The following is a 26081-nucleotide window of genomic DNA, read 5'->3' on the forward strand; positions in this document are numbered from 1 at the left end:
GCCTGTTTTCGGTTATACTAACGAGGCCGATGATACATAGGATAATTAAATGAGACAGGGCGTGAACAATATGGCAGCAATGTCATGTTTTCCGATGTTTGTCCTGGCATGCCTTTTATCGCGGGAAATAATATAAGTCTTACGATATCTAGTACCAACACCGGTGAGATTAGGTCGGCTTTTAATAAGCTGAAAGAGGGTGGAAGCGTAGAGATGGATCTGCAAGAAACATTCTGGAGTAAACTCTACGGTTATTTAGTAGATAAGTGTGGAATCTATTGGCAATTTAGTTACAGACGTGAATGAAATATTCGCTATCTTGCCCGAAGATTGTGTTCCGAATGATGCTGAGGGTTGCAGCAGATGTGAACTAGCTGCTCAACGAAAAAGGATTATCTGGGGTGAAGGGCAACCCGGCGCCCCTATTATGGTGCTCTTAGATAATCCTGGGGCAAGGGAGGACAAAACCGGTGCCTCCTTTGTATGTGGTAGTCGTAAGACATTGCAGAGCCTGGCGCAGCAATCCGGAATTAATCTTGATAGATTGTATATAACATATGTAGTTAAGTGCCGACCGTTGCGATCTTATAATAAAAGACATGCTCGCATGACCTGCATAGAATATTTCTACGAGCAGGTAAAAGATCATAAACCAAAAGTTATTTTATGTCTAGGGAATGTCGCTCTACAAACGTTATTTGACGATGATTCGGCAGAAGTAAAGAAGTTTAGAGGGCAATGGCATCTTTGGAATGGCCTGCCTTTAGCAGTTTCATATCATCCGCTGGCTATTATGCGGCGTCCCAATTTATTTCCCTACGCTATTCTGGACTGGGAAATTGTTGCAAAAAAGATTGGCAATTTATAGTCTTCTATTGACCAAACGGTTGTTTCCAAGCCTAGTTGAGAAAACTAATCCGAAAATGGCTTGTAAATGGTGATTTTAAAATATTTTCTTACTTGCCAGGGCAACATAAAATTGAAAATCTGCATCGAAGGAGAAGCGGACATGAAATATTTTATGCAGCTATTAATGCATTTTCTTTCAAGTTACCGTGATTTCGGCCTGTTGGTTTTTCGGCTTGTCCTTGGTGGAATGTTTATGTGGCATGGCTGGCCCAAAATTATTGGCGGACCGGAGAAATGGTCCGGTCTTGGAAGCGCGATGGCTACTTTCGGGATTGAATTTGCGCCAGCAGCCTGGGGTTTCATGTCTGGCTTTGCCGAGTTTGTCGGAGGAGCATTATTTGCTCTTGGTTTGTTTTACCGGCTTGCTAGCTTGTTGTTGTTTGTTAACATGATGGTGGCCTTTGTTAGTCAGATGGCGGCAGGTAAGGGTTTGGCAAAGGCATCGCAGTCTCTCGAGGCTGGTGTGAGTTTTTTCGCGGCACTATTTGTTGGTCCCGGCAAGTATAGTATTGATTATTACTTGGAATTTGAAAAAGACCCCAAAAGATCCTCCAGGTTTTTGCGTTAAATGGCAACTATAAAGTCTTTCCTGGACGTAAAATAGACATTAGGCAGATTTGCCTAATGTCTATTTTAAAATTAAGTATTAGGAAGATATTTAAAGGTCACTGTTTTCTTTAAATCAGGATGGAGACTATTGTGCGCCGGACATTCCTTAGCAGTAAGTTCGATAATCTTTTTCTCTTTAGCACTGTAATTATTATGCGGGAGGGTGAATTCAGAAATTAACTCAACAATCCGGCGTGGATTGGTTCCCATTACTTTCGTCGTTTGCACCTCGGCCCCATCGATGGAAAAGCCATGGGTCTGAGCTGCTATACCCATAATGGTTAATACACAGGCTCCATATGCAGTAACCATTAGATCGGTAGGAGAAAAAGCTTCCCCTTTCCCATGATTATCGGTCGGAGCATCTGTAATAAGTTTACTGCCTGATTGCAGATGTACCGATTCTGTACGCAATCCGCCAAGATATTTTGTTTGCACAGTCGCCATAAATCATCATCCCTTCATTTATTAATCTACCTGTTTTTATTTAATTCCACAACCGGGTTTGTTTTCCTTCAGTATTAAGAGAGAAGAAAGCTATAAGCAAGAGACATATATAAGGAGTGATACAATGACGAACGGAGCTGTAATTAAAGAAGGCTGGAACTTTGATAATAGTTATGTCCGCTTGCCGAATACATTTTTTACTATTCTCAATCCAACACCAGTGCCCTCGCCAAAATTGGTCTTTTTTAATAAGCCGTTAGCAGCTTCTTTGGGATTGAATATTCAGGCGCTGGAAAGCGACGATGGAGGGGCAGTTTTTGCTGGCAATAGGATTCCAGAAGGCGCTTTGCCGCTTGCACAAGCTTATGCGGGGCATCAATTCGGTCATTTTACAATGCTAGGGGATGGCCGGGCTTTGCTTCTTGGCGAGCAGATTACTCCATTAGGTGAAAGGATGGACATTCAACTAAAAGGTTCAGGTAGAACGCCGTATTCCCGCATGGGTGATGGTCGAGCAGCACTTGGACCCATGCTGCGTGAATATATTATCAGCGAAGCCATGCATGAACTAGGCATCCCAACTACCCGCAGCCTCGCAATAGTGACAACTGGTGAAGTTGTTGCTCGTGAAACTGACCGGACTGGCGCAATTTTGGCCCGTGTAGCTAGCAGCCACCTGCGCGTTGGCACTTTTCAGTACGCTTCAAAATGGGGCAGTATTGATGATCTACGGGCTCTCGCTGATTATACAATAAAACGGCATTTCCCGGAAATTGACGCTGATGAAAACCGCTATCTTTCGCTGCTTCGAGGGGTGATTAAGCGTCAGGCAAGGCTAATTGGCAAATGGCAATTAGTTGGGTTTATTCACGGGGTGATGAATACCGATAATATGGCTATTAGCGGGGAAACCATTGATTATGGCCCGTGTGCCTTCATGGATGCCTATGACCCAGCTACTGTATTCAGTTCTATTGATATCAAAGGTCGGTATGCTTATGGCAATCAGCCCCGTATTGCCGAGTGGAATCTTGCGCGTTTTGCTGAGTCTATATTACCGCTGTTGGCTGAAGACCAGTCTAAGGCTGTTAAGCTGGCCCAGGAGGCTATCGAAGATTTTGCGGACTTGTATCACGGTAATTGGCTAGCAGGAATGAGAGCAAAACTGGGACTATTTAACCAAGAGGAAAAGGACCAATCCCTTATTGAAGACCTTTTGAATATGATGAAGAAACATAAAGCAGACTTTACAAATACTTTCCGCGCTTTAACTTTTAATACTCTGCAAGATCCAGTCTTGTTCATGATGCCGGAATTTACTGAATGGCACTATCGATGGCAACAAAGACTCGACAGACAACAGGAATCGAAAGAATTGTCACAGCAGTTGATGAAGGATAATAATCCGGCCATAATACCTAGAAATCATCGGGTTGAAGCTGCATTAGAAAGGGCAGTTGAAAAAGGTGATTATAGCGTAATGAAACGGTTGCTTTCATTGCTGGCAGATCCTTACAAGCATACCGTCGAACAGGCCGAATATTCAACGCCGCCTGCGCCGTCACCCTTCCCTTACCGCACTTTTTGCGGTACCTGAAGAAAAAGCAGAAAAATGAGAAGCAGTTGTCCAGCCGTTACTTCGACATGCGTTGTATCTTGCTGGAAAGTAACAATCTTCATTGATACAGAATATATAAAAGGGAATCAGACTCGCAGCGCTGATTCCCTTTTAAAATGAGCTCAATATTATTATCACTAAGCCTTTTGAATAAAGGAGGAAGTGTTTTGATTATAAAAAATGAAGAAAATACAAACAACGATCTATCTGCAATTATGGTTATTTTTGGCGGGACAGGAGATTTAACGCATAGAAAGCTGATGCCGGCACTATATAACCTAGTTAAGGATAAATTGCTGCCGGAGAACTTCGCGGTAGTAGCAGTAGGGAGAAAGGAAAAAACGCAGGAGCAATATAGAAGTGAAGTACTTGACTCTCTAAAAAAGTTCTCCAGAAGCGGAATAGAAGAGAGCTACTGGATAAGATTACAGAGTTTAATCTATTATATACAGTTTGATTTTACGGATCAGGCAGGATATTTAAGGCTAAGAAGTTTTTTAGAAGAATTAGATGAAAAGGCTCATATTGGAGGAAACAGGGTTTTCTACCTTGCTGTTGCGCCCGAGCATTTTGAAACGATTGTACACGGTATTCACAAAAGTTATTTGGCTGACAACAAAGGGGCTTGGAATAGGTTAATTATTGAAAAGCCGTTTGGCAAGGACTTAGTTACGGCCCAACGACTAAACAATAAGTTGGTAGATGCTTTTGCTGAAGATAGCATCTACAGGATAGATCATTATCTTGGTAAGGAAATGATACAAAATATCATGGTTTTAAGATTCTGTAATTCTGTTTTTGAGTCATTATGGAGCAATAAATTTATCGACAATATTCAAATTTCATTAAATGAGAAAGACGGAGTCGGAACCAGGGGCGGATATTATGAAAATTCAGGCGCACTGCGAGACATGGTTCAGAATCATATCGTCCAGATTCTATCGTTGGTTGCCATGGAACCACCCGTCGATCTTAAAACCAACTCTATTAGGACTGAAAAGTTAAAGGTTATTCAAGCTATAGAAGAACTAACGCCTGAACTTCTTAGGGATAATGTTGTATTTGGTCAGTACGGAAAAGGCATTATCGATGGTACACTTGTTCCTGCTTATAGAGATGAGGAGAAGGTACCGCAAAATTCCGACACCGAAACTTTTGTAGCCTTAAAACTTCACATTAACAATTTCAGATGGGCAGGAACTCCATTTTATATTCGGACAGGAAAAAGGTTGGGCGAAAAATCAGCGGAAATTGTCGTTCAATTCAAATCACTGCCAAAGATTCTTTATTTTAAACAACGGTATATTCAGGAGCCAAACCTATTAGTCATAAGGATACAACCTACCGTCGGCGTTTTTTTTCAATTTAATACTAAAGATTTTCGTACACATGACAATATAATGGCGGCCAAAATGGATACAGGTTATACAAATCATACAGCTGGAAACACGCCCGAAGCGTACGAACGACTGCTTTTCGATATATTACGCGGAGATGCTACTCTTTTTTCTAGATGGGATGAGGTAGAAGCTTCATGGAAATTTGCTGATAGGATTATTGAATACAGGGAGCAGAAAAGGCTTAATTTTCCCAATTATGAGGCAGGAACGATGGGACCGGTAAAGGCGTTTGAACTGTTAGCGCGGGACGGCAGACAATGGTGGAATATCTAAGGGGGTCAAAGAATGGAAGTATACGATATTTCTATGAGCATTTATAACGATATGCCTGTTTATAAGGGCAGGGTATTGAAAAGGCCTGTTATTACAGTCGTAAGTGATTTTGGATCAGGAAGTGTCTATGAAACAAAACTGGAAATGAATATGCATACAGGAACTCATATTGACGCGCCGCTGCATATCTTTCCGCAGGGCGGGACGATTGATAAGCTCGACCTGCATAAAGTTGTTACGCGATGCAAAGTTTTTGATTTTACGCATGTTGAAGAAAAGATATCACAAGAGCACTTGATGGCAAAAGACATACAGGAAGGAGATTTTATCCTCTTAAAGACGAGAAACTCATATCTTGACATTTTAGAAGGTGAGTTTGTTTATCTTGATTACTCAGGGGCAGAGTATCTTAGCAATAAAAAAATTATAGGGGTTGGTATTGATGCTTTAGGTATTGAGCGAAACCAGCCGAAGCATGACACGCACAAAGCACTGCTAGGTGCAGGCATAATCATTCTGGAAGGGCTTTGGCTGCGGGAAATTGCCGAGGATGAATATTTGTTAGCTGCAGCTCCGCTTCGAGTACTTGGAGCCGAGGCGGCACCGGTGAGAGCTCTCCTTATAAAGAATTTGAAAATATAACAAAGAAGGAGTAGAGACGACCCTACTCCTTCTTGCACTAATATTTTAGCTCTCGAACTAATCTCATTCCGTTTAGTGTTACTAATATTGCCGCACCCGTATCAGCAAACACCGCCATCCATAGATTTGAAATACCAAATATAGTCAGTATGAGAAAGACTGCTTTAATAATGATCGAAAACCAGATGTTCTGTTTGATAATATTAACGGTCTTACGGCCAAGCTGAATAACGTAACTTAGCTTGCTTAGATCATCAGCCATTAGCGCAATGTCAGCAGTTTCCAAAGCTGTATCCGACCCTGCCACCCCCATGGCTACTCCAATGTCAGCAGCAGCAAGGGCAGGAGCATCATTTACGCCATCACCTACCATGAGTACATTTCCATAGTGCTCGCCAATCTTTTTTACTGTTCTTACCTTATCCTCTGGCAGAAGTTCACTGTAGAAAGAGTCAAGCTTTAGCTTTTCAGAAATAGCTTTGGCAACGCGATTATTATCGCCTGTTAGCATAGATATAAATTGTATACCGGCGTCTCTTAGCGTTTGCACGGCGTCGGAGCTATTCTCCCGCAGGACGTCTGCTACGGCAATTATACCATATAAATTTTCACCGGTGCCTAACAGGACTACAGTTTTACTTTGAGATTCGAGATCGTTTAACAGCGGTTCAATAATATTAACTTGATGGCCAATATCTTCAAACAGGCGTAGATTTCCGAGATAGATAGTTTGATTATAAACATCAGCTTGGACGCCTTTGCCGACTAGAGCTTTGAAATTCTTAACGGGTGGAGTGGGCAAGTTATCAACTTTTCGAACAATCGCTTGAGCTACAGGGTGTTCGGAATATCGCTCAATAGCAGCTGCAATCGCCAGTATTTCACTTTGTGCAAGATTATTGTAAGCGATAATATCGGTGACGGTTGGGTGTCCTTTTGTAAGTGTGCCTGTTTTATCGAGCGCTACGGCCCGTATAGATTCCATTTTTTCAAGGTATGCACCGCCCTTAATCAACACCCCATGACGTGAGGCATTACCAATTGCCGATACGATCGAAACAGGGGTTGATATTACCAGGGCGCAGGGGCATGAAATAACTAATAAAACTAATGCTCGATAAAACCAAACATCAAAAGCTTGACCAAAGAACAGCCAAGGAACTATAGAAATGCCTAACGCCAATATCATAACAGCGGGGGTATAGTATTTGGCAAATCTGTCAACAAATTGTTGTGAAGGAGCTTTCTTGGCTTGGGCTTCCTCGACTAAGTACATTATTTTTGAAAGCGTTGAATCTTGAGATAGCTTAGTCACAGAGATTTCCAGGCTCCCATGTTCATTTACTGTGCCGGCGTAAACGATATCTCCCGGATGTTTTTCAACAGGCATTGACTCACCTGTAATAGTAGCTTGATTGACACTGGATACTCCATTAATAACGTCGCCATCCATTGGAATTTTTTCGCCGGGCTTAACAATAATTACATCGCCTACTCTTATTTCTTCGATAGGAAGAAGTTCTTCTAGGCCATTTCGGCGAACTATTGCCTCAGGAGGCGCTAATTCCATTAAGGATTTGATAGATTGGCGAGTTTTATCCATTGTATAGGCCTGCAGTGTGTTGCCTAAAGAAAACAAAAAAACTACAGTAGCGGCTTCATTCCATTGTCCTATAGCAGCAGCTCCGAGAACCGCAATACTCATGAGAAAATTCATATCAAATGTAAGACTCTTTAGGGAATAAAACCCGCTTCGGGCTGTATGATAGCCGCCGATTACCAAGGTAAGAATATATATAGGGAGTAGAATGTTTTCATCTAAGCCTAGCAAATCGGATATGCTAACAGCAGCTAGCAAGGTACCAGCTATGACAGTTGCTAGCAGCCGAGCGTTGTGCCACCAACCTTTGGCAGCTTCGGTTATCGATTGCTTTTTACCTTCTAGCTCGCCCTGATAACCTGCTTCTTGAATTGCTTTTAGAAGGTCGCTAGCGGAATTTGTATGCTCAACGGTTAGCTTACCTGCGCCAAAGTTGACAGTTGCCGTTTTGACGCCAGCTATACCATTTATTTTCTTCTCAAGTTTTGCGGCACAGTCTCCGCAGTCAAGGCCTGTAATGATAAAAACTGATTTGCAGAATCCCGGGAAGTCGTGGCTAGCGTTTATGACTTCTACCGGGTAACCTAAGTTGGCAACAACTTTTTCAATACTAGCTGTAGTCTGCCTAGTACCATCATAAACTACTTTCATTTTACCTGTTGGAAAACTAAGCTGAGCGTCCGCAATGCCATCTAAACGGCGAATTGCTTTCTCTACCTTTGCCGCGCAGTCAGCACAATCTAAATTTTTTACAGTTAGCGTTTCGCTAATAAAATTAGCGTCAGCAGCGGCCAGTTCCTCGCTTAATTTCTGATTCTCCAAAATACCACAGCAGCAGGAACAAGTATAGCCATTCGCTTCATCCATGCTAAACCTCCTCACTCATGATCGATATGTTGTAACCCTTGATAAAGGAGATTGGCAATATGGTCATCGTCAATAGAATACCAAGCCATTTTTCCTTCTCTTCGATATTTTACAAGGCGTGCGCTTCTGAGAATTCTAAGCTGATGCGAGATAGCTGATTGCCCCATTTCAAGAACAGCTGCTATATCACAAACGCATAGTTCTCGTTTTGAGAGGATTTGCAATATTTTTACTCGCGTAGGGTCTCCTAGAATCTTAAAGGTCTCAGCCGCTCGCTGGGCAGTGGTATCATCAATTAATTCTGCTCGCGCTAAGCAGATGTTTTGCGGATGCTCACAAGCCTGTTCACATAAGTCACATTCTAACTTTTTCACTCTCTCACCTCTACCATATGAACAATTGTTCATATGTGATAATGATATTATAAATCCGATTGTTTTTAGAGTCAAGCTATTAAAGGCCGGAAAAAACACCGGCGTCGCATGGTTCTAGCAATATGAGATTCTAAGCTGGTCTTTATGCTAAAATGAGTACTATAATAGAATCAATCTGGTAGGAGTTAGCTATGGAATTTTTAGATAGGCAGCATTATTTGTGTTCTATAAAATTATTGCGAGATGAAATAGGTTATTTCAACCAGCATCCTTTTTCGATACCTGTTATTCGCAACTTAGATTATTTGGACTTTGATTCAAGAGTTACATTTATCCTAGGCGAAAACGGTACGGGTAAATCAACTCTTCTTGAAGCAATTGCAATTGCGTGGGGGTTCAATCCTGAAGGCGGCACCAAAAATTTTACATTCTCTACGCGCAACTCTCATTCTGAATTACATGAATACATTCGATTAATTCGCGGGGTTAAAAAGCCCAAAGATGGCTTTTTCTTACGGGCAGAGAGCTTTTATAATCTTGCAACAGAGATAGATGAGCTAAGAGTCGGTGATGCATATAGCGAAAGGTCATTGCACGAGCAGTCACACGGAGAAGCGTTTTTTGCAGCTTTCATGAATAGATTTAAAGGCAAGGGACTTTATATTCTTGACGAGCCCGAAGCAGCTTTATCTCCCATGCGGCAAATTGCAATGATTGCTAGAATACATGATTTAGTACAGCAGAAATCTCAATTCATAATTGCTACTCATTCGCCTATTTTACTTGGATATCCCAACGCGAAGATTTTGCAAATATCGAATGACAGTATCGATGTTGTTGAATATGAAAAGACAGATCACTACATTGTAATGAAAGAATTCATTAATAACCGCAAAAAGATGCTGAAAATACTGCTGAATGATTAAATGTTTTAATAGTAAATAAAAATAAAAAGCCAAGAAATCCTTGAATATTTCGGGTTTCCTGGCCTTTTTCATGCTGATTGATATTCTATTTTGGCGTACTACTATTTGTCGCTGGAGTGAGCCATGAGGACAGCTATTTTCTCAGCGAAATTAACCGGATCTTCCGGAATAAGTCCCTCCAGTAATAAAGCCTGACCGTGTAAAAGTTCACAATAGTCTTTAAAAGCTTCGGAAGAAGGATCTTTCTGATAGTGCTTTTGTAAGACCGTAAAAATCTTATGATGGGGATTTAATTCTAAAATTCTTTGAGCCTTATAAGGCGTTTTATCTATTTCAGATAATATTTGCTCCATTGAAAGACTGATGCTATTCTCGCCGCTGACTAGGCAAACAGGACTTGATTTAAGACGATTGCTGATTTTTACATCAGCAACTTTACCATCTAGTTGCTCCTTGATAGCCTTTAAAAGCGACTCGTTTTCTTTAGCTAATTTATCAGTTTCCTGATCGGCATCTGCGTCGTTTATGCCGTCTAATTTTAAATCGCCTTTACTAATCGATTGGAATCTCTTACCTTTATATTCATGCAGGGCATCGATGGCAAACTCGTCCACTCGGTCCAAAAGATACAGAACTTCTATTCCCTTCTCTTTGAGTAACTCCATTTGCGGCAGTCGTTCAACTGATGAACGGTCCTTACCCGCTGCGTAGTAGATATAGTTTTGGCCTTCGTGCATTCTTGATACATATTCGGCAATAGTGGTTAGCTGATCATTAGCTTGGGAGGAAGGGAACAGTAGCAGCTCCTGTAGTTTTTCGCGATTCTGGAAATCAGAATAGACACCGCTCTTTATAGCCCTTCCGTATTCTTTCCAGAAGGTCTCGTATTTAGAGCGTTCCTTTGTCAGCATGCTTTCAAGTGATTTCAAAATGCTTTTTTCTAGATTTTTACCTACTTTTTTCAACTGACTGCTGTGCTGTAATAACTCGCGGGAGATATTAAGTGAGAAGTCCGGTGAATCTACCAAGCCTCGCACGAAACTTAGGTAATCTGGTATGAGATCCTTATAGTTGTCCATTATGAAGACGTTTCTAGAATAAAGCTGGATTCCGGTTGTAGACTCACGATTATAAAAATCAAACGGAGCGTGTGACGGGATAAAGAGCAGAGTGGTATACTCAACTACGCCTTCAACTTTGGAATGGATAACTTCTAACGGATCATCCCAGCTATGAAAAAGATTCTTATAGAGTTGGTGATATTCTTCTTTGGTAATTTCATTTTTATTCTTTGTCCACAGAGGTGTCATTGAGTTTAAGGTCCTAACCTCGGTGGTCTGGGTGGAAGGGGCATTTTCGATAACTTGGCCTTCAGCATCACGAGGTTTTTCTTCTTTAATAAAGCTCATTTTTATTGGATAACGTATATAATCCGAATATTTTTTCACGAGTTTTTGCAATGTATAGCGATCCAGGAAGTTTTCGGCCGGTTGCTCAGAAGAGCAATGTTCCTCAGTTAGGGAGAGGATAATAGTTGTTCCCCTCGACTCTTTATTGCACGCCTCGATTGTATATGTACCATCGCCCGAGGATTCCCAGCGTACTCCCTTCGCTTGACCTGGGGCTCGGGTGATTACAGTTACTTTCTTAGCGACCATGAAGGCAGAATAGAAGCCGACACCAAACTGACCGATAAGGTCGTTGGCAGAACCAGCTCCGGTATCTTTCAGTTTTTCTAAGAAGGCTTTAGTCCCTGATTTTGCAATTGTCCCTAAATTTTCAATTACCTCGTCGTAAGTCATACCCATTCCGTTATCTGAAATGGTAAGGGTTTTGGAAGCCTCATCCGGCAGCAGAATAATTTCAAAGTTTGTATTGCCTTCAAGAAGACTTTGATCTGTCAGGGATTCAAAGCGGATTTTGTCAATTGCGTCAGATGCATTAGAAATTAACTCTCTTAAAAATATTTCCCGACTCGTATAAATAGAGTGAATCATTAGGTCAAGCAATTGTTTAGTTTCTGTCTGAAACTCACGTGTTTCTTTAATGGTCTCTGTCATAGCTCCTCCATAAATTCCCGAAACTTTTATTAGCACTCCTTTATAGTGAGTGCTAATTTTATAATAATCAGAATTAGGTTATCTATCAATATGAATTGTTGCCGGATACAAATGGTTTGTTACAGTATCCGGCTATTATTAATAAAAAATCTTTAAAAAGCTCAAAAAAACTCGTAAAAATACTGTTTCTCAGCCAATCCTCATATAGGGGACAAGGGGACAAGGGGACGGTGGTAGTGTCTTGGATACTTATAAGTTCCGCTTTAAGACTTATTTTTTTTGTAAATTAGCCAATGCTTAATAGCTATCGCTACTAAGCACGCTCCCACACCTAGGTCAGTTAAGGAAGAGGTTTCCATTTGAGAGTGGAATGCAATATAAAATACTCCCATAAAAATAAAAAACACATCTAAAATTTTCACGATATTAGCCTTGGGAGCAGTAGTAGGAGTTGGATTCTTTTGCTTCTTTTTTGATTTCATTTGGCACCTCACTTAATTGTTGATTATAGATTTTAAAATTAATAATCAGCAATAATTACTAACCGCTAAAAGCACAACCTAGCTGTTCGAAGAACTCTTAGATCCTTGGGCTTTTTTTCTGTCATAGGGGCAGATTCATATTGTGCCCAGTAAATATCGAAAACAGGTAGCGTTAGCGACTAGGTAAAGTAGCTGTAACTATAAATATATAAATATTATAGAGAATAGGCGGCACATCCTCTTTTATTTTATACTAGCTTTAAATAATGTCGGCAATTTTTTTATATGTCCAAGACAAGGGGACGGTGGTAGTGTCTTGATAAAAGTAATCTCAAATGGTAAGATTTAGGAGGGGTGAGCGAGATGCCAAGAACTGCACGGGTAAAAAGTAATACTGATATATACCACATAATGATTCGAGGGATAGATAAGCAACTTATTTTAGTGGATGAGGAAGACAATCAAAAATTAAAAGAAGTTTTGCGCCAATGTAAAGATATATGCGGATATGATCTTTACGCATATTGTTTCTTAGGTAATCATATTCATCTTTTAATCAAGGAGGGTAAAGAAAGTTTAGGCCAAATATTCAAGCGAATAGGATCTAGGTACGTATATTATTTTAATCAGAAATATAAAAGGATAGGTCATTTATTTCAGGATAGGTTCAAGAGTGAGCCGGTCAATGATGATAGCTATTTACTAACGGTATTAACTTATATTCACAATAATCCAGTCAAAGCTGGCCTAAGTAAAACGGCGGCTGAGTATCAATGGAGCAGTTATAATGAATATACGCAATCTAATAATCTGGTCAATGTTCAATTTGTGTTAGGAATGATAACCAGACAACAATTTATAGATTTGCATAACGACGAAAGGAATGCGGATGTCTTAGATATTGCTGAGGATAATTTTAGAGTAACAGATGCTGAAGCTGTACTGATGATTAAAGAGATTTGTGGGCTAGATAGCAGCGAACTAGTAATGACGGACATAGGTAAGCGAAATTTATATATAAGGCAACTGCGAGAAAAAGGTTTATCAATTCGGCAAATTGCTAGAGTAACAGGAATTAGAAAGGGAATTATTGAAAAACTAAAGTAAGACACTACCACCGTCCCCTTGTCCTCATGGGGGCGTGGTAGTGTCCTTGTCTGATTTTGATTTTTAGAAGACAAAATCGTCGTCACTGTGTCTATTTTTCTATGATGGCAATTTTGGGAGTGAATTGCATGTACAACCTAATCATGGAAAACAAATGGGCTATTTTATTTATCTTAGAAATTCTTGCTTGGTCTGCAACATTCTTAATGCTTTATGCAAGATACAAAATGCATTCGCAGTTTTGGTTTAAAGTAGCATCGGTGATACTGGTGCTCACTGGTGTTATTCCCCAAGTGCTCTTGGGTGTAGTAAATTTTGTTGCAACAAAAGAAATTGATTTGTTTACGAGCGTAATTGTGCTGCTGATTATCTACGGACTAACCATAGGTCGAAAGCACGTTCAAAAGTTGGATTCTTGGGCAAAAAAGAAATTTAGAGGTAACTGAATTGAATATCCTGGCAAGCGGACATTGTTTCGATGTGACCTCAATTTTTGCAATTGCAGGAATTGGGGATTTTTTTTTGCACAATAAAAAATACGCTATTTTCCGTGATACAATTTTAGTGAGACAGTACCACCGTCCCCGTGTCTCTTGGGAGTTATTGGTGCTGACGGAAATGGTGGGTTACAAACTGCGAATTATCGTATAGAATAGAACGTATTACAACGTTTGCTATAAGGGGAATTTATTTATGAGCCAAACTGCAAATCGTCAGGCAGCAATTAGATCATTAAAAGGAAAGCTTGTGGCTGCTTATGAATATTTAGTCGAACATAATGATAAAGGGAACGCTGAGAAAGTTAAGCAGTTAGCAGGTAAATTAGTCAATGAGGAATTCGCTATTGCCTTTTGTGGGCATTTTTCAGCAGGAAAATCAACGATAATTAATCGTTTGATAGGAGAAAATTTATTACCGTCAAGCCCGATTCCAACCAGTGCCAATCTTGTAAAAGTCAAAGCGGGCGAAGAGTATGCCAAGGTATTTTTTAAAAATGAAAAACCTCGTTTATATCTTGCTCCGTATGATTATAAAATGGTAAAAAACTATTGCAAGGACGGGGATCAAATCCAGGCTATTGAAATTAGTCATTCTAATTCCCAATTGCCAAGTCACACTGTTATTATGGATACTCCCGGTATTGATTCAGCGGATGATGCGCATCGTATTGCTACTGAGTCCGCCATTCATCTTGCTGATTTGATTTTCTATGTAATGGACTATAATCATGTCCAATCCGAATTGAATTTTATGTTTACTAAAGAGTTAACAGAGGCTGGCAAAGAGGTTTATCTTGTTATTAACCAAGTGGACAAGCATTCCAATCAGGAACTTTCCTTTGCGGAGTTTAAAACAAGCGTGGTTCAATCGTTCTTATCGTGGGGAGTAAAGCCAGCTGATATTTTTTATACCTCTTTAAAACAGGATGACCATGAATATAATCAATTTCCTGTGCTGCAGGCGTTTTTAGCAGAGCGGTTAAAGGAGAAAGATAACTTACTCCTTCAATCTATTTTTCATTCCCTGCAGAAAATTATCAAAGACCATGTGGATTTAACAAACAAAAAGAATGAACAAGAGCTTCAGCCGTTCAAGGATATCCTAAATGAACTATCGGCTAAGGATCAGGAGGAGTTAGCGGATAACTACAGCAGGCTGATGGAAGAAAAAAACTCTTTAGGCGAAAGGCTCGAAAAGGCTGAAAGTGAATTTGATTCTGAAGTCAATAAAATCATGACAAACGCCTATTTAATGCCATTTCAAACCAGGGCGCTCGCGGAAGCCTACCTTGAATCATGTCAGAGCGGGTTTAAGGTTGGCTGGCTGTTTACCAAACAAAAAACCCTTGCTGAAAGAGAAACGAGATTGAATCTTTTTTACCAGGGTATACTCGAAAAAACAAAATCACAGTTAGAGTGGCATCTTCGTGATTTTCTATTGCGGTTTTTAAAGGAAAAGCGGATTGAAAATAAAGAACTGCTTGCCAAAATCCAGAGCTTTACTGTTGGTTTTTCAAGCGACTTATTAGCAGCTGCGGTAAAACCGGGGGCGCGCGTATCAGACGATTCAGTTATAAATTACACTGATGGTGTGGCAAATGAAATTAAACGTTTGGCTAAAAGCGGTTTAGCTGAGCTAGAAATTGAAATACTGAATGCTTTACAGGACCAAAATACCGCTCTCCAAGTAAAACTAAACCAGAGATCCGAAAGCTTAAGGCGGTATATTAACGCACTTGAGCAGGTGAAAAAATATGAATCAGCCAAGAGTCTTGAGCAAACGAAGCTCGAAAGGCTGCTTAGCGAGGCAAAAGGGTTAGCGGATGACTGTGTTCATTTATTTCATCCGGAAGAAGAGGATTTCGAGGTGGTATATGGGGAAACCGGGCGTGTAGAACATGTGCAGAAAAAACCAAATCTCCCGGTGATCAAGCCAATTCTAAAAGAAAAAAGGGCATTACCTGCTGAAGCATCAGATCGAATGAAACATACTGCTAAAAAATTAAAAAAGACGGCACAGCTTGTTCATCACTTACCAGGCTTTGCGAAGCTTGCAGCTGAACTGGAAGAAAAAGCCGCTAGATTAGAACACAAGGGGTTCACCGTTGCTTTATTTGGGGCATTCAGCGCCGGTAAATCCTCTTTTGCGAATGCGCTAATCGGAGAGAAAGTGTTACCTGTTTCACCTAATCCAACGACAGCAGCAATAAACAAAATAAAGCCGATTAATGAGTCGTATCAGCATGGGACTGTTCTCGTTAAGCTTAAAGAAGAAGGTGCGATGCTTGAAGATGTAAATCGTGCCTTAAAAATGTTTGATGTTCATGCTGAGAGCTTAGCTGATGCAAAGTCAATAATAGAAGAAATCAATGTACATTTAGACCAGCAGGGTGCAGCCGAAAAGACAAATTATGCTTTTTTACAGGCATTTACATATGGGTATGCTGCTTTATGCGAACAGCTAGGTACAATACTCCAAACCACGATCACTGAATTTGGCGATTACGTAGCAATGGAAGAGAAGTCCTGCTTTGTTGAATGGATTGATCTTTATTATGATTGTCCGTTGACCCGTAAGGGAATTACTCTAGTCGATACCCCGGGGGCGGATTCAATTAATGCCCGTCACACAGGAGTAGCGTTTGACTTTATAAAAAACTCGGATGCGATTTTGTTTGTAACTTACTATAATCATGCATTTTCCAAAGCAGACCGGGAGTTTTTAATTCAGCTGGGACGTGTAAAGGATGCATTTCAACTAGATAAAATGTTCTTTATTATAAATGCCATTGATTTGGCTGATAACGAGGAAGAAAAGGAAATCGTTGTTGAATATGTCCACGAGCAGCTTATAAAATATGGAGTTAGAAATCCCCATTTATATCCATTATCAAGCTTAAAGGCACTTAAAGAGAAGCAAGAAAAGATAACTCTTCCCGTTTCAGGAATGCCTGCTTTTGAGGAAGATTTTTATCACTTTATTACCAATGATTTGGCTAACCTGGCGGTCGCAGCATCGGAGAATGAACTGAGCCGTGTTTGCCGTTTAGTAACAAAGCTCATTGAAAGTACCAAGGAAGATGCTGCTGTTAAACAGCAAAAGCGGGTAAATATTGAGGCCGAGAAAACGGGCATACACGCATATCTTGAGCAGCAGACAGCCCAAGATTTAAAAAACCGCTTGTCTCAGGAAACAGAAGAATTAATCTATTATATCAAACAGCGGGTGTTTCTCCGTTTTAATGAGTTCTTCAAAGAAGCATTCAATCCTAGTGTGTTACGCGATGATGGCCGTGATCTGAAAAAAGCATTGCAGAGTGCACTTGACGAGTTACTCGACCAGATTGGATTTGAATTTGCCCAGGAAATGAGAGCAGCGACAGTAAGATTGGATCGCTTTGCTGAAAAAATAACAGTAGAGTATCAAGCGATACTTGTCGAAATGATTCGTGAGATTAATCAGGATTTATCTTTTTCGCTCTTTGAATTTAGTGATAAAGCACAAATTGAATTTGAAGCGGCTTTCAAAGATATTCAGTATGGGTTGTTTTCGAAAGCAATGGCTTATTTTAAAAATCCCAAAGCATTTTTTGAAAAACGCGAAAACAAATTAATGAGTGATGAGATTTATAGCGTGCTTGACAAAGCAGCAGATGAGTATTTACAGAATGAGCAAAACCGGGTCCAGGCTCTATATGGAAATCTCATGGAGAGTGAATTTGAACATTTAATCTTGCAGATGGCAGAACAGGCTGATGACTTTTATTTAAGTTTGCTCTCAGCCTTAGACGGCGGAGTTCCAGCCGAACAGTTAATTGAGATTCATCAAAGCCTAACAGAGCTTAGATGAAAAAAGGTCACCTTAACAATCTAATCATTTTGATAAAACGTCCCGTATGTCCCATTTTGGTCAGCAATCACGAATAAAAAAGAGGTGTATTATGAAGATAGTAATTATGGTGCGTGAGGAAACAATGATGCGCTGTACTGGTAGCGGTTGTATGAATGCGTTTTTTAAGAAGATTGATTCTTTTGCCCGCTATGCAGATCAAGAAGATGTGGAATTGGTTTCCTTTACGCATAACGGCGGGGATATTGAGAAAAAGATCGCTGCACTGCAGAAAAAGGGAGTAGACGTTATACATTTATCATCTTGCATAAGAGGGAAAGACTCAAATTATGAGCAATTGGCCCGGCGGTTGTCAGAGAACTTTTCGGTTGTCGGCTATACGCATGGCGAGGAGATTGGAAAGACAGGGCAAGCAATTATCCTTGAAAAGTCAATAAACGGCTGAAATCTTATAGCTCAGGAAGATAAAAAGGTGTTTGGTGATGAATGTCACAGTTTTATTATTAAACATTAGTTAAAATGTAAACATAACAAACAAGGAGGAAGGTGTGCGAGGTATGTTTACTAAAAATGATAAAATTGGGACCATCGTTGTACAATTCCCCAAAGCAGCTGAGATATTTAAAAAGTACAATATTGATTTTTGCTGCGGCGGTGACAGGCCGCTAGAGCAGGCTTTCACGGAAGCAAAATTAAATGAGAAAGAGATTCTGGACCAATTAAATGCGTACTATGCTGAGTATAAACAAACACTTGATGAGGCTGATAAGGATTGGTCACAGCAATCCCTAACAAGCCTTGTAGAGCATATTGTGGAAACGCATCATAAATATCTCGATGAGAACTTGCCTTCAATTAGCGAATTAGCCTTGAAAATTTTACGGGTACATGGGAACAAGCATCCGGAACTTTATCGAGTTCATAAGCTGGCTAATATGCTTCGGACTGAGCTTGAACAGCACCTCATAGTTGAAGAAGTTGAGTTCTACCCGGTAATAAAGCAATTTGAAAGAACTTCTAGGATTCAAGATTTGACTAAAATTAAAAATATCCTAGAAAATTTAGAAGATGAGCATGAGGCCGCTGGCGGGATATTAAAGGAATTAAGAAACATTACAGGGAATTTTGTTCCACCCAGCGATGTGTGTGCATCTTATCAATTAACTTTTAAAAAGCTAGAGGAACTCGAATCAGATTTATTTCAGCATATCCATTTGGAAAACAATATTTTACATCCAAGATTAAGAACGAGTTTAAAAGCGTTGTAATATGAAAAACTGGTGTTAATTAGGCTGCTATAACTGGCCGACTGCAATCCCGGCGCAAGCATAATGCTTGCGCCGATTTTTGTTAAGACTAGCGATAAATCTATATAGTTAATGCGACAGGCTCTCTTTAGGCAAAGGAAGAATAGTATACAATTTACCACAATCCTATTAATTAATGGCGTTAGCCCTAGTTTTAGCATAATGTTATTAACAGCGGGATTCTAAAAATGGTTATCTTCTAGATTTACTCTTAAGTAGCTTCTTTTCTAAGGAGAAGAGCTCCTCAGCTTTTTCATTCATAAAGTGATGTGCGTCGCTAATGGCTTGATTATAAATGAATATACCGGCTTCGTTTATTATAAAATCCAGAAAGACGGAAGCTTTAAAGTCACTGATTTCCTCATCTCTTTCTTTAAGAAAGAATTCTTTAATACTTCTTATTAAATCCTCCTTATTTTCCGGGCTTAGTTTAATCGTTTCCATTTAGGCACCTCGATTTATTGGATTTGATGATATTTTAACACAGTAATGATTTTTTTATCGGGTAAAAGAAGGGATGCTTATCATTTGGTTGGTCATGTTCAATTAATAATGTGGCCGAATGAAATCTGCAGGACAATGGTTCCAAGGAATTTTTGAATCATTCTATTTCTAGGAAGTTCATGAAACAATGTCCCTGTCCCCGTGTTTTCCTCATCCATATCGATGCCGTTTCCAAAATGGCATTCAAGAGGTCAGCGGTTCGATCCCGCTTATCTTCACCAGAGAAATAATGGCTTGCGAGGTTTTTACTTCGCAGGCTTTTTTGTTTGGTAAGACAAGACTAGCAGCGTATTACCTGGAAAATAAAAGGTAGATGCAGCGTGTTGGCGAATAAAACTATTTTATTGAAGATAAAATAGTTTTTGCTGTGGATGCAACATGATACTTTGTATTCTTTATATATAATAGTTATCGCGAAAGGATCTGAAAAGATGTTAACTGGAGAAGTACGCAATAAGGTTGACAAGATATGGACAGATATATGGGCGGGAGGTATCACCAATCCGCTGACAGTAATTGAACAGCTTACTTATTTGATGTTTATCCGCTCGCTAGATGAGAAAGAGCTTGAAACGGAAACCTTTGAAGCAGTCAGCGGCGAAAAACTGCCAAAAATATTTCCGCAGGATGCAGAAGGGCAAGAGATGCGCTGGAGTAAGTTCAAAAATAAAGATTCCAGGTAAATTTTTGAGATTGTCGGGTCAAAAGTATTTCCGTTTATTAAGGCGATGAACGGCGAGAATAAATCTGCTTTTTCCCGCTACATGCAAGATGCTATATTTTTAATTCCAACTCCACAGGTATTGCAGAAGATTGTTACTGGCCTTGAAGATTTATATGAGCATGACATTAAAGACCTTGATATGCAGGGCGATTTATATGAGTATATGCTGGGCAAGTTGGCGACAGCAGGACAAAACGGACAGTTTAGAACACCTAAGCATATCCGCGACATGATGGTGAAGTTGGTAAAACCCGTACCAGATGACACGATTGCTGATCCGGCTTGTGGTACGGCTGGTTTTCTGGTATCAGCGGCAGAATACATTAGGTCAAAGTACGAAGCCGACATGACAGCCGAACAATGGGAACATTTCGCAGGCGATATGTTTTCGGGCTATGATACTGATCGAACCATGCTGCGCATTTCGGCTATGAACCTGATGCTTCACTCTATTACCAAGCCTCATATCGACTATGTGGACAGCGTTTCTAAAAATAATGCGATTGATTCGAAGTTTGACGTTATATTAGCTAATCCGCCTTTCACTGGCACTGTGGATGCGGAGAGTATTCATGATAATTTAAAGGCTGTATGCAACACCAAAAAGACAGAGCTGTTGTTTGTAACTCTCTTTTTAAGAATGCTCAAAAAAGGCGGACGGTGTGCATGCATAGTACCGGATGGTGTACTATTTGGCACTACGAAGGCCCATAAAGCGCTGCGCAAGGAATTGGTAGAAAACCATCATCTGCGGGCGGTTATCTCTATGCCGTCAGGAGTGTTTAAGCCTTATGCTGGTGTTTCAACAGCAATATTGGTATTTACCAAAACAGGCGCAGGTGGTACTGACAAAGTATGGTTTTATGATATGAAGTCAGACGGATTCTCGCTTGATGACAAGCGTACAGATTTGGGAAATGAGGGCGATATTCCCGATATTATTGCTCGTTTCGGTAACCTTGCTGGGGAGGCAGATCGCAAGCCGACAGAGCAAAGCTTCCTAGTGGATAAAGCCGATATTAAGAAGAATGACTTTGATCTTTCTATCAATAGATATAAGCAAATTGAATATGAGAAGATTGAATATGATGCGCCCCATGTGATTATGACTCGGCTGGATGAACTTAGTATTGATATAGCCTCCAAGATGGAAGAACTGAGGGGGCTTATTGGTGAGTAAGTGGGAAAAGGCTAGGTTAGGAGATGTCTGCAAGATAAATATGGGTCAATCTCCAGATTCGTCGACATATAATCAAGCAATGGATGGAATTCCTTTTTACCAAGGAAACGCTGATTTTGGGCAACGGTATCCTAATGCCCGTTATTACTGTAAGCAGCCCACAAAGTTGGCCAATAAAAATGATGTATTAATATCAGTTAGAGCACCAATAGGAGCAGTGAATATTGCAACTGAGAAATGTTGCATTGGCCGAGGCTTAGCAGCAATTGCAGAAGTGGACGGAATTACGAATTTTATGTATATTTATTTTTTTCTGAAGGCAAGAGTCGATGAATTAAATCTTAAAGGAACAGGTAGTACATTTAAAGCGATTAACAAGAATATTTTACACGATTTGATAATCCCCCTCCCGCCCCTTGAAGTACAAAAGAAAATTGCCCAAACCCTTGACACTGCATCGGAACTGATAGCACTTCGTAAAAAGCAGTTGGCAGAACTGGATAATCTGATTAAGTCAGTTTTTTACGATATGTTTGGTGACCCTGTGACGAATGAGAAGGGGAGGTGGGACGTGAAAAAGTTAGGATCCATTAGTACTTTAAAATCTGGAAAATTTGTTTCATCTTCTGAAATACATGAATTAAGCTCCAAGCATTCATATCCATGTTTTGGTGGTAATGGTATTAGGGGTTATGTGGAGAAATACTCACATGAAGGAGAGTACTGCTTAATTGGGCGACAAGGAGCATTGTGTGGCAATGTACAACTTGCTCAAGGTAAGTTCTATGCAACTGAACACGCAGTTGTTGTAAGCCCAGTAATTACAATTAATACGAAATATTTACTTTACATATTAAAAAAATTAAATCTAAATAATTTGGCTTCAGGTGCTGCGCAACCTGGTTTAACAGTAGGAAAGCTCAATGATGTAGAAATTCCAATTCCACCGCTTCAATTCCAAAATCGTTTTGATAGTATTATACAAAAAATCGAAGAACAAAAAGCCCTAGTCCAAAAAGCAATAGACGAAAGCCAATATTTATTTGACAGTTTAATGAACGAGTATTTCGAATAATATTTGAGGTGATCGATCATGTCTGCAAATTTTAAGTTTTTACAGGGTCAAGCCCAATATCAGCTGTTTGCGCCTGCGGCTATGGAAGCCGAGCAGGTACTTGCGACTTCGCCTGCCATGGCGGCAGTTGGAGCCAGAAAAGCGTTAGAGCTTGCGGTGAAGTGGGTATATTCTGCCGATAATACCATTTCTATGCCCTATAAAAACAATTTGCAGGCCCTAATTCATGAGCCTAGTTTCCGGTTTGCTTTAGATCATAAAACCTGGGGTAAACTGCCGTATATAATCAAATTGGGCAATTTAGCGGTACACACCGAGAAGGCAGTAAGTTACAACGATGCCGTATTATCACTACGCGGACTGTTTGAATTCATACAATGGATAGACTACTGTTATGGGGCAGACTACCAAGAACGTCAATTTGATGAAACAGCAATACCTCAGGGAAAAACTGTTATTGATAATAGTATCATTAAGCAGAAGGATTCTGAAATCGAAAAACTACTAGCGCAAATTGCTGCGATGAGCGAAGCGCTGACCGCGCAGAAGGAACAGCATAAGGAAGAACGGGCGTTTACCCCTGAGGATATTTCCGAGTTCCAAACTCGCAAGCGTTATATTGATGTAGAATTAAAGCTGCTTAGCTGGGTATTTGGTGATGATGTTAAAGAAGAAGTAGAAGTAACAGGTATGCCTAACCATGAAGGAAAGGGCTATGCTGACTATGTACTATACGGTAAAGACGGCTTGCCGCTAGCAGTGATCGAAGCTAAACGCACTTCAAAAGATCCTAAAATTGGTACCCACCAAGCTAAGCTGTATGCTGATTGTTTGGAGCGTATGACCGGCAGACGTCCGATAATGTTTATGACCAACGGGTTTGAATTTTATATATGGGATGACTGTTCCGCACCTCGAAGAAAGATCAGCGGTATCTTTTCTAAGGCAGATCTGGAAAAGTTAATGAACCGCCGTTCTCAGCGTAAGAATTTAGCTGAAGTTAAAATTCAGGACAGCATTACTGACCGTTACTATCAAAAAGAAGCCATTCGTGCTGTGTGCGAAAATATCGAATCAGGTCATCGCAAATCACTGTTGGTTATGGCAACAGGTACGGGTAAAACTAGAACTTCATCAAGCCTTACCGATGTATTGTCACGGGGTGGGTATATTACTAATACTCTGTTTTTGGCTGACCGGACGGCGCTAGTCAAACAGGCGAAGGATGATTTTAAAACTTATCTGCCTGATATGTCTCTTTGTAATTTACTAAACGGCAAAGAAGATAAAAATGCCAGAATCGTTTTTTCTACCTATCCGACTATGCTAAATTCGATTGACACGGCGAAAAATGAAGAGGGAAAGAAACTTTTTACGCCAGCTCATTTTGATTTGATCATTATAGATGAAGCGCATCGTAGCATCTTTAAAAAATATCGGGCTATTTTTGAGTACTTTGACGGATATTTAGTAGGCCTAACGGCAACGCCCAAAACCGAAGTTGACCGCAACACATATGATTTCTTTGAAATGGAAAACGGTGTGCCAACATATGCCTATGACTATGACACGGCAGTCTACACCGATAAGGTGCTTGTACCGTATCACAATATCGAAGTGCGTACGAAATTTCTCGAACAAGGTATTACTTATGATGAACTTTCACCAGAAGATAAGGCAAGGTATGAAGAGGATTTCACTGACGAAGATGGCGAAATGCCGGACTTTATACCTTCACCAGCTATAAACGAATTTATTTTCAATCAGCAGACAGTTGATTATGTGCTAGAGCACTTGATGAATAAAGGACTAAAGGTAGCAGGCGGTGATAAGCTGGGAAAAACAATCATCTTTGCAGCTAATCATAAACATGCTATGTATATAGAGGATCGATTTAATAAACTGTACCCCCAGTACAAAGGACAATTTGCTCAGATTATTGATAACAGAACACCTTATGCCCATGATCGAATTGCCGATTTCAAAGTTGCTGACAGATATCCGCAGATAGCAATTTCGGTAGATATGCTAGACACTGGGATTGATGTACCGGAAATCGTTAATCTAGTATTCTTTAAAAAAGTGCGGTCAAAGACAAAATTCTGGCAGATGATTGGGCGCGGTACTAGACTGTGCAAAAATCTGTTTGGTCCTGCTCAGGATAAAGAGTGTTTTTATATCTTCGATTATTTAGGTAACTTTGAGTTTTTCCGCCAGAACCCTCAGGGTATAGAATCTCGGGACGCAGAAAGTGTTACTGAGGCAATCTTCAGCAAAAAAATAAGGCTCATCGTTCATCTGCAGCATGCTGCTTTTGTCGATGATGCCTACCAGAATTGGCGCAGTCAGTTAATCGAAAACGTTGTTTCACAAATAAAGGCGCTGAATATTGAACTTGTATCGGTCAAACTTCAACTACAGCATGTAGAAAAATATAAAGATAAAAATGTTTTTATCTGTTTGGACGATAATGATAAACATAACTTAATAAAATATCTTGCACCGCTTGTTTTTATGGAAGAACAAGACGAATATGCAAAAGGCTTTGATAATCTGATGTATGGATTAATGCTTGCCCAGATTGAGGCTTTGCCCCAGTTTAACAAAAGTAAACGACAATTAACCCATATGGGGGTAAAACTTGCTAAAAAAATTAGTATTCCACAAGTAAAAGAGAAAATAGAAATAATCAATATGATTCAAAGTGATGAATTCTGGCATAATCCCGATATTTTATCATTTGAATCCGTGCGGATTGCCCTTAGGGACTTAATTAAGTTTATTGTTGATACGGGCGGAAAAAATGTAATCTATACTAACTTATCTGACGGCATTATTGCCGTCAGAGAAGGCGATCCATTAAATCCTCCCTATGACTTTGAGGATTACAAGCATAAAGTCAATCGCTATATTGAAATGAACAAAGATAACCTGGCTATCTTTAAGCTGCGGAATAATCTTCCGTTAACTTCAGAAGATTATAAAAGCTTAGAGCATGTATTGACGGGCGAACTTGGTACAAGAGAAGATTATCAGCGGGTATTTGGCGATACACCGTTTGGTTTATTGGTGCGTAAAATCGGCAAGCTTGAACACGAAGCCGCTATGAAGGTGTTTTCAGAATTCATCAATGATCAGTCTCTGAATCAAAAACAAATTGTATTTGTAAAAAAGATTGTAGACTATATAGTACAAAACGGCTATTTTGAAAATATGGCCGAGCTTATGAAGCCGCCATTTGATAAGCCTGATAGTTTTATAAAGTTGTTTGACAAAACAAAACAGCAGCGGATTATGGAGTTAGTGACAGAAGTTAAAGAAAATGCCGTGAGGGTTGTTTAATAGACAGATATTATTTATTGCTTTGATAATTCAAATTATTAGTAAAAATGAAAACGTCTTCCAGATTTTTTTACAAAAATAGGAGATGGCTATTTGTCCAGTTATGGGCAAATAGCCATCTCTTTTCGTTTAAAGATTATTGCTCCCAAAGGGAGATGGAGTAATAAGCCTTGGGATGAAATTAATGAGAAGGTGCTAGTAATCATCAGATTATTGAACTATTAACTATTTTACTTTTAATCTCTTGCCCATAGGCATATACCCAAACGCCAAGTGTTAGTATTG

The 26081-nt window shown here is 39.9% G+C and carries 20 protein-coding genes and 1 pseudogene; 15 read left to right on the forward strand and 6 right to left on the reverse strand.

Annotated features, from left to right (window positions below):
• Positions 1–84 precede the first annotated feature (84 nt).
• From GX348_05280 to GX348_05290, 3 genes are all read left to right on the forward strand, one after another.
• The gene (locus GX348_05280; protein ID NLP41602.1) at positions 85–306 is read left to right on the forward strand and encodes a hypothetical protein; all 222 of its coding nucleotides are present in this window, start codon (positions 85–87) and stop codon (positions 304–306) included.
• Positions 299–868, forward strand: coding sequence for a uracil-DNA glycosylase (locus tag GX348_05285; protein NLP41603.1), 570 nt, complete (start codon positions 299–301; stop codon positions 866–868). The genes GX348_05280 and GX348_05285 overlap by 8 nt, the downstream gene beginning before the upstream one ends.
• 141 nt (positions 869–1009) lie before the next feature.
• The gene (locus GX348_05290; GenBank protein ID NLP41604.1) at positions 1010–1477 is read left to right on the forward strand and encodes a DoxX family protein; all 468 of its coding nucleotides are present in this window, start codon (positions 1010–1012) and stop codon (positions 1475–1477) included.
• A 71-nt stretch (positions 1478–1548) separates the two neighbouring features.
• Here the strand turns inward: GX348_05290 and GX348_05295 are convergent, their stop codons facing one another.
• Entirely contained in the window at positions 1549–1965 is a 417-nt protein-coding gene (locus tag GX348_05295) for an OsmC family protein (protein NLP41605.1), read from the reverse strand.
• A 124-nt stretch (positions 1966–2089) separates the two neighbouring features.
• Here GX348_05295 and GX348_05300 point away from each other — a divergent pair, with 124 nt between their 5' ends.
• The 3 genes from GX348_05300 to GX348_05310 all read left to right on the forward strand — a co-directional run bounded on the left by GX348_05300 (position 2090) and on the right by GX348_05310 (position 5898).
• Positions 2090–3562, forward strand: a complete 1473-nt coding sequence (locus GX348_05300; protein ID NLP41606.1) for a YdiU family protein — start codon at positions 2090–2092, stop codon at positions 3560–3562.
• A gap of 137 nt (positions 3563–3699) precedes the next feature.
• Complete coding sequence (locus tag GX348_05305; protein ID NLP41607.1) at positions 3700–5256, forward strand: glucose-6-phosphate dehydrogenase; 1557 nt, start codon at positions 3700–3702, stop codon at positions 5254–5256.
• Between the two features lie 12 nt (positions 5257–5268).
• Positions 5269–5898 (forward strand): cyclase family protein, encoded by a 630-nt coding sequence (locus GX348_05310; GenBank protein ID NLP41608.1) that lies wholly within the window; start codon positions 5269–5271, stop codon positions 5896–5898.
• A gap of 37 nt (positions 5899–5935) precedes the next feature.
• On the opposite strand, the gene cadA is transcribed toward GX348_05310, so the two are convergent.
• Positions 5936–8365 (reverse strand): cadmium-translocating P-type ATPase, encoded by a 2430-nt coding sequence (cadA, locus tag GX348_05315; protein ID NLP41609.1) that lies wholly within the window; start codon positions 8363–8365, stop codon positions 5936–5938.
• Between the two features lie 11 nt (positions 8366–8376).
• On the reverse strand, positions 8377–8739 hold the full coding sequence (locus tag GX348_05320) for a winged helix-turn-helix transcriptional regulator (GenBank protein ID NLP41610.1): 363 nt from the start codon (positions 8737–8739) through the stop codon (positions 8377–8379).
• Positions 8740–8930: 191 nt separating this feature from the next.
• Between GX348_05320 and GX348_05325 the strand changes: the two genes are divergently transcribed.
• Positions 8931–9665: an AAA family ATPase gene (locus GX348_05325; protein NLP41611.1), complete on the forward strand. Its 735-nt coding sequence runs from the start codon at positions 8931–8933 to the stop codon at positions 9663–9665.
• 101 nt (positions 9666–9766) lie between these two features.
• Here GX348_05325 and htpG read toward each other — a convergent pair whose 3' ends face one another.
• Positions 9767–11725 carry a molecular chaperone HtpG gene (gene htpG / locus GX348_05330; GenBank protein ID NLP41612.1) on the reverse strand — a complete coding sequence of 653 codons (1959 nt, stop codon included), beginning with the start codon at positions 11723–11725 and terminating at the stop codon, positions 9767–9769.
• Positions 11726–11988: 263 nt separating this feature from the next.
• Positions 11989–12207: a hypothetical protein gene (locus GX348_05335; protein NLP41613.1), complete on the reverse strand. Its 219-nt coding sequence runs from the start codon at positions 12205–12207 to the stop codon at positions 11989–11991.
• 363 nt (positions 12208–12570) lie between these two features.
• Between GX348_05335 and GX348_05340 the strand changes: the two genes are divergently transcribed.
• The 5 genes from GX348_05340 to ric all read left to right on the forward strand — a co-directional run bounded on the left by GX348_05340 (position 12571) and on the right by ric (position 18932).
• Complete coding sequence (locus GX348_05340; protein ID NLP41614.1) at positions 12571–13314, forward strand: transposase; 744 nt, start codon at positions 12571–12573, stop codon at positions 13312–13314.
• Between the two features lie 128 nt (positions 13315–13442).
• On the forward strand, positions 13443–13760 hold the full coding sequence (locus tag GX348_05345) for a hypothetical protein (protein NLP41615.1): 318 nt from the start codon (positions 13443–13445) through the stop codon (positions 13758–13760).
• A 247-nt stretch (positions 13761–14007) separates the two neighbouring features.
• On the forward strand, positions 14008–17664 hold the full coding sequence (locus GX348_05350) for a Dynamin family protein (protein ID NLP41616.1): 3657 nt from the start codon (positions 14008–14010) through the stop codon (positions 17662–17664).
• Positions 17665–17755: 91 nt separating this feature from the next.
• A complete protein-coding gene (locus GX348_05355; GenBank protein NLP41617.1) occupies positions 17756–18109 on the forward strand; it encodes a CGGC domain-containing protein in 354 nt (117 codons plus the stop codon).
• 112 nt (positions 18110–18221) lie between these two features.
• Positions 18222–18932: an iron-sulfur cluster repair di-iron protein gene (gene ric, locus GX348_05360; protein ID NLP41618.1), complete on the forward strand. Its 711-nt coding sequence runs from the start codon at positions 18222–18224 to the stop codon at positions 18930–18932.
• A gap of 231 nt (positions 18933–19163) precedes the next feature.
• On the opposite strand, the gene GX348_05365 is transcribed toward ric, so the two are convergent.
• Positions 19164–19415: a DUF2164 domain-containing protein gene (locus tag GX348_05365; GenBank protein NLP41619.1), complete on the reverse strand. Its 252-nt coding sequence runs from the start codon at positions 19413–19415 to the stop codon at positions 19164–19166.
• A 491-nt stretch (positions 19416–19906) separates the two neighbouring features.
• Between GX348_05365 and GX348_05370 the strand changes: the two are divergent.
• The 3 genes and pseudogenes from GX348_05370 to GX348_05380 all read left to right on the forward strand — a co-directional run bounded on the left by GX348_05370 (position 19907) and on the right by GX348_05380 (position 25796).
• A pseudogene (locus tag GX348_05370) lies at positions 19907–21379 on the forward strand (SAM-dependent DNA methyltransferase).
• Positions 21372–22454, forward strand: a complete 1083-nt coding sequence (locus GX348_05375) for a restriction endonuclease subunit S (protein ID NLP41620.1) — start codon at positions 21372–21374, stop codon at positions 22452–22454. Before GX348_05370 ends, GX348_05375 begins: the two are co-directional and overlap by 8 nt.
• Positions 22455–22472: 18 nt before the next feature.
• Positions 22473–25796 carry a DEAD/DEAH box helicase family protein gene (locus GX348_05380; GenBank protein ID NLP41621.1) on the forward strand — a complete coding sequence of 1108 codons (3324 nt, stop codon included), beginning with the start codon at positions 22473–22475 and terminating at the stop codon, positions 25794–25796.
• Positions 25797–26081: the final 285 nt, after the last annotated feature.

The organism is Veillonellaceae bacterium, from assembly GCA_012523975.1.
Lineage (GTDB): Bacteria > Bacillota > Negativicutes > JAAYSF01 > JAAYSF01 > JAAYSF01.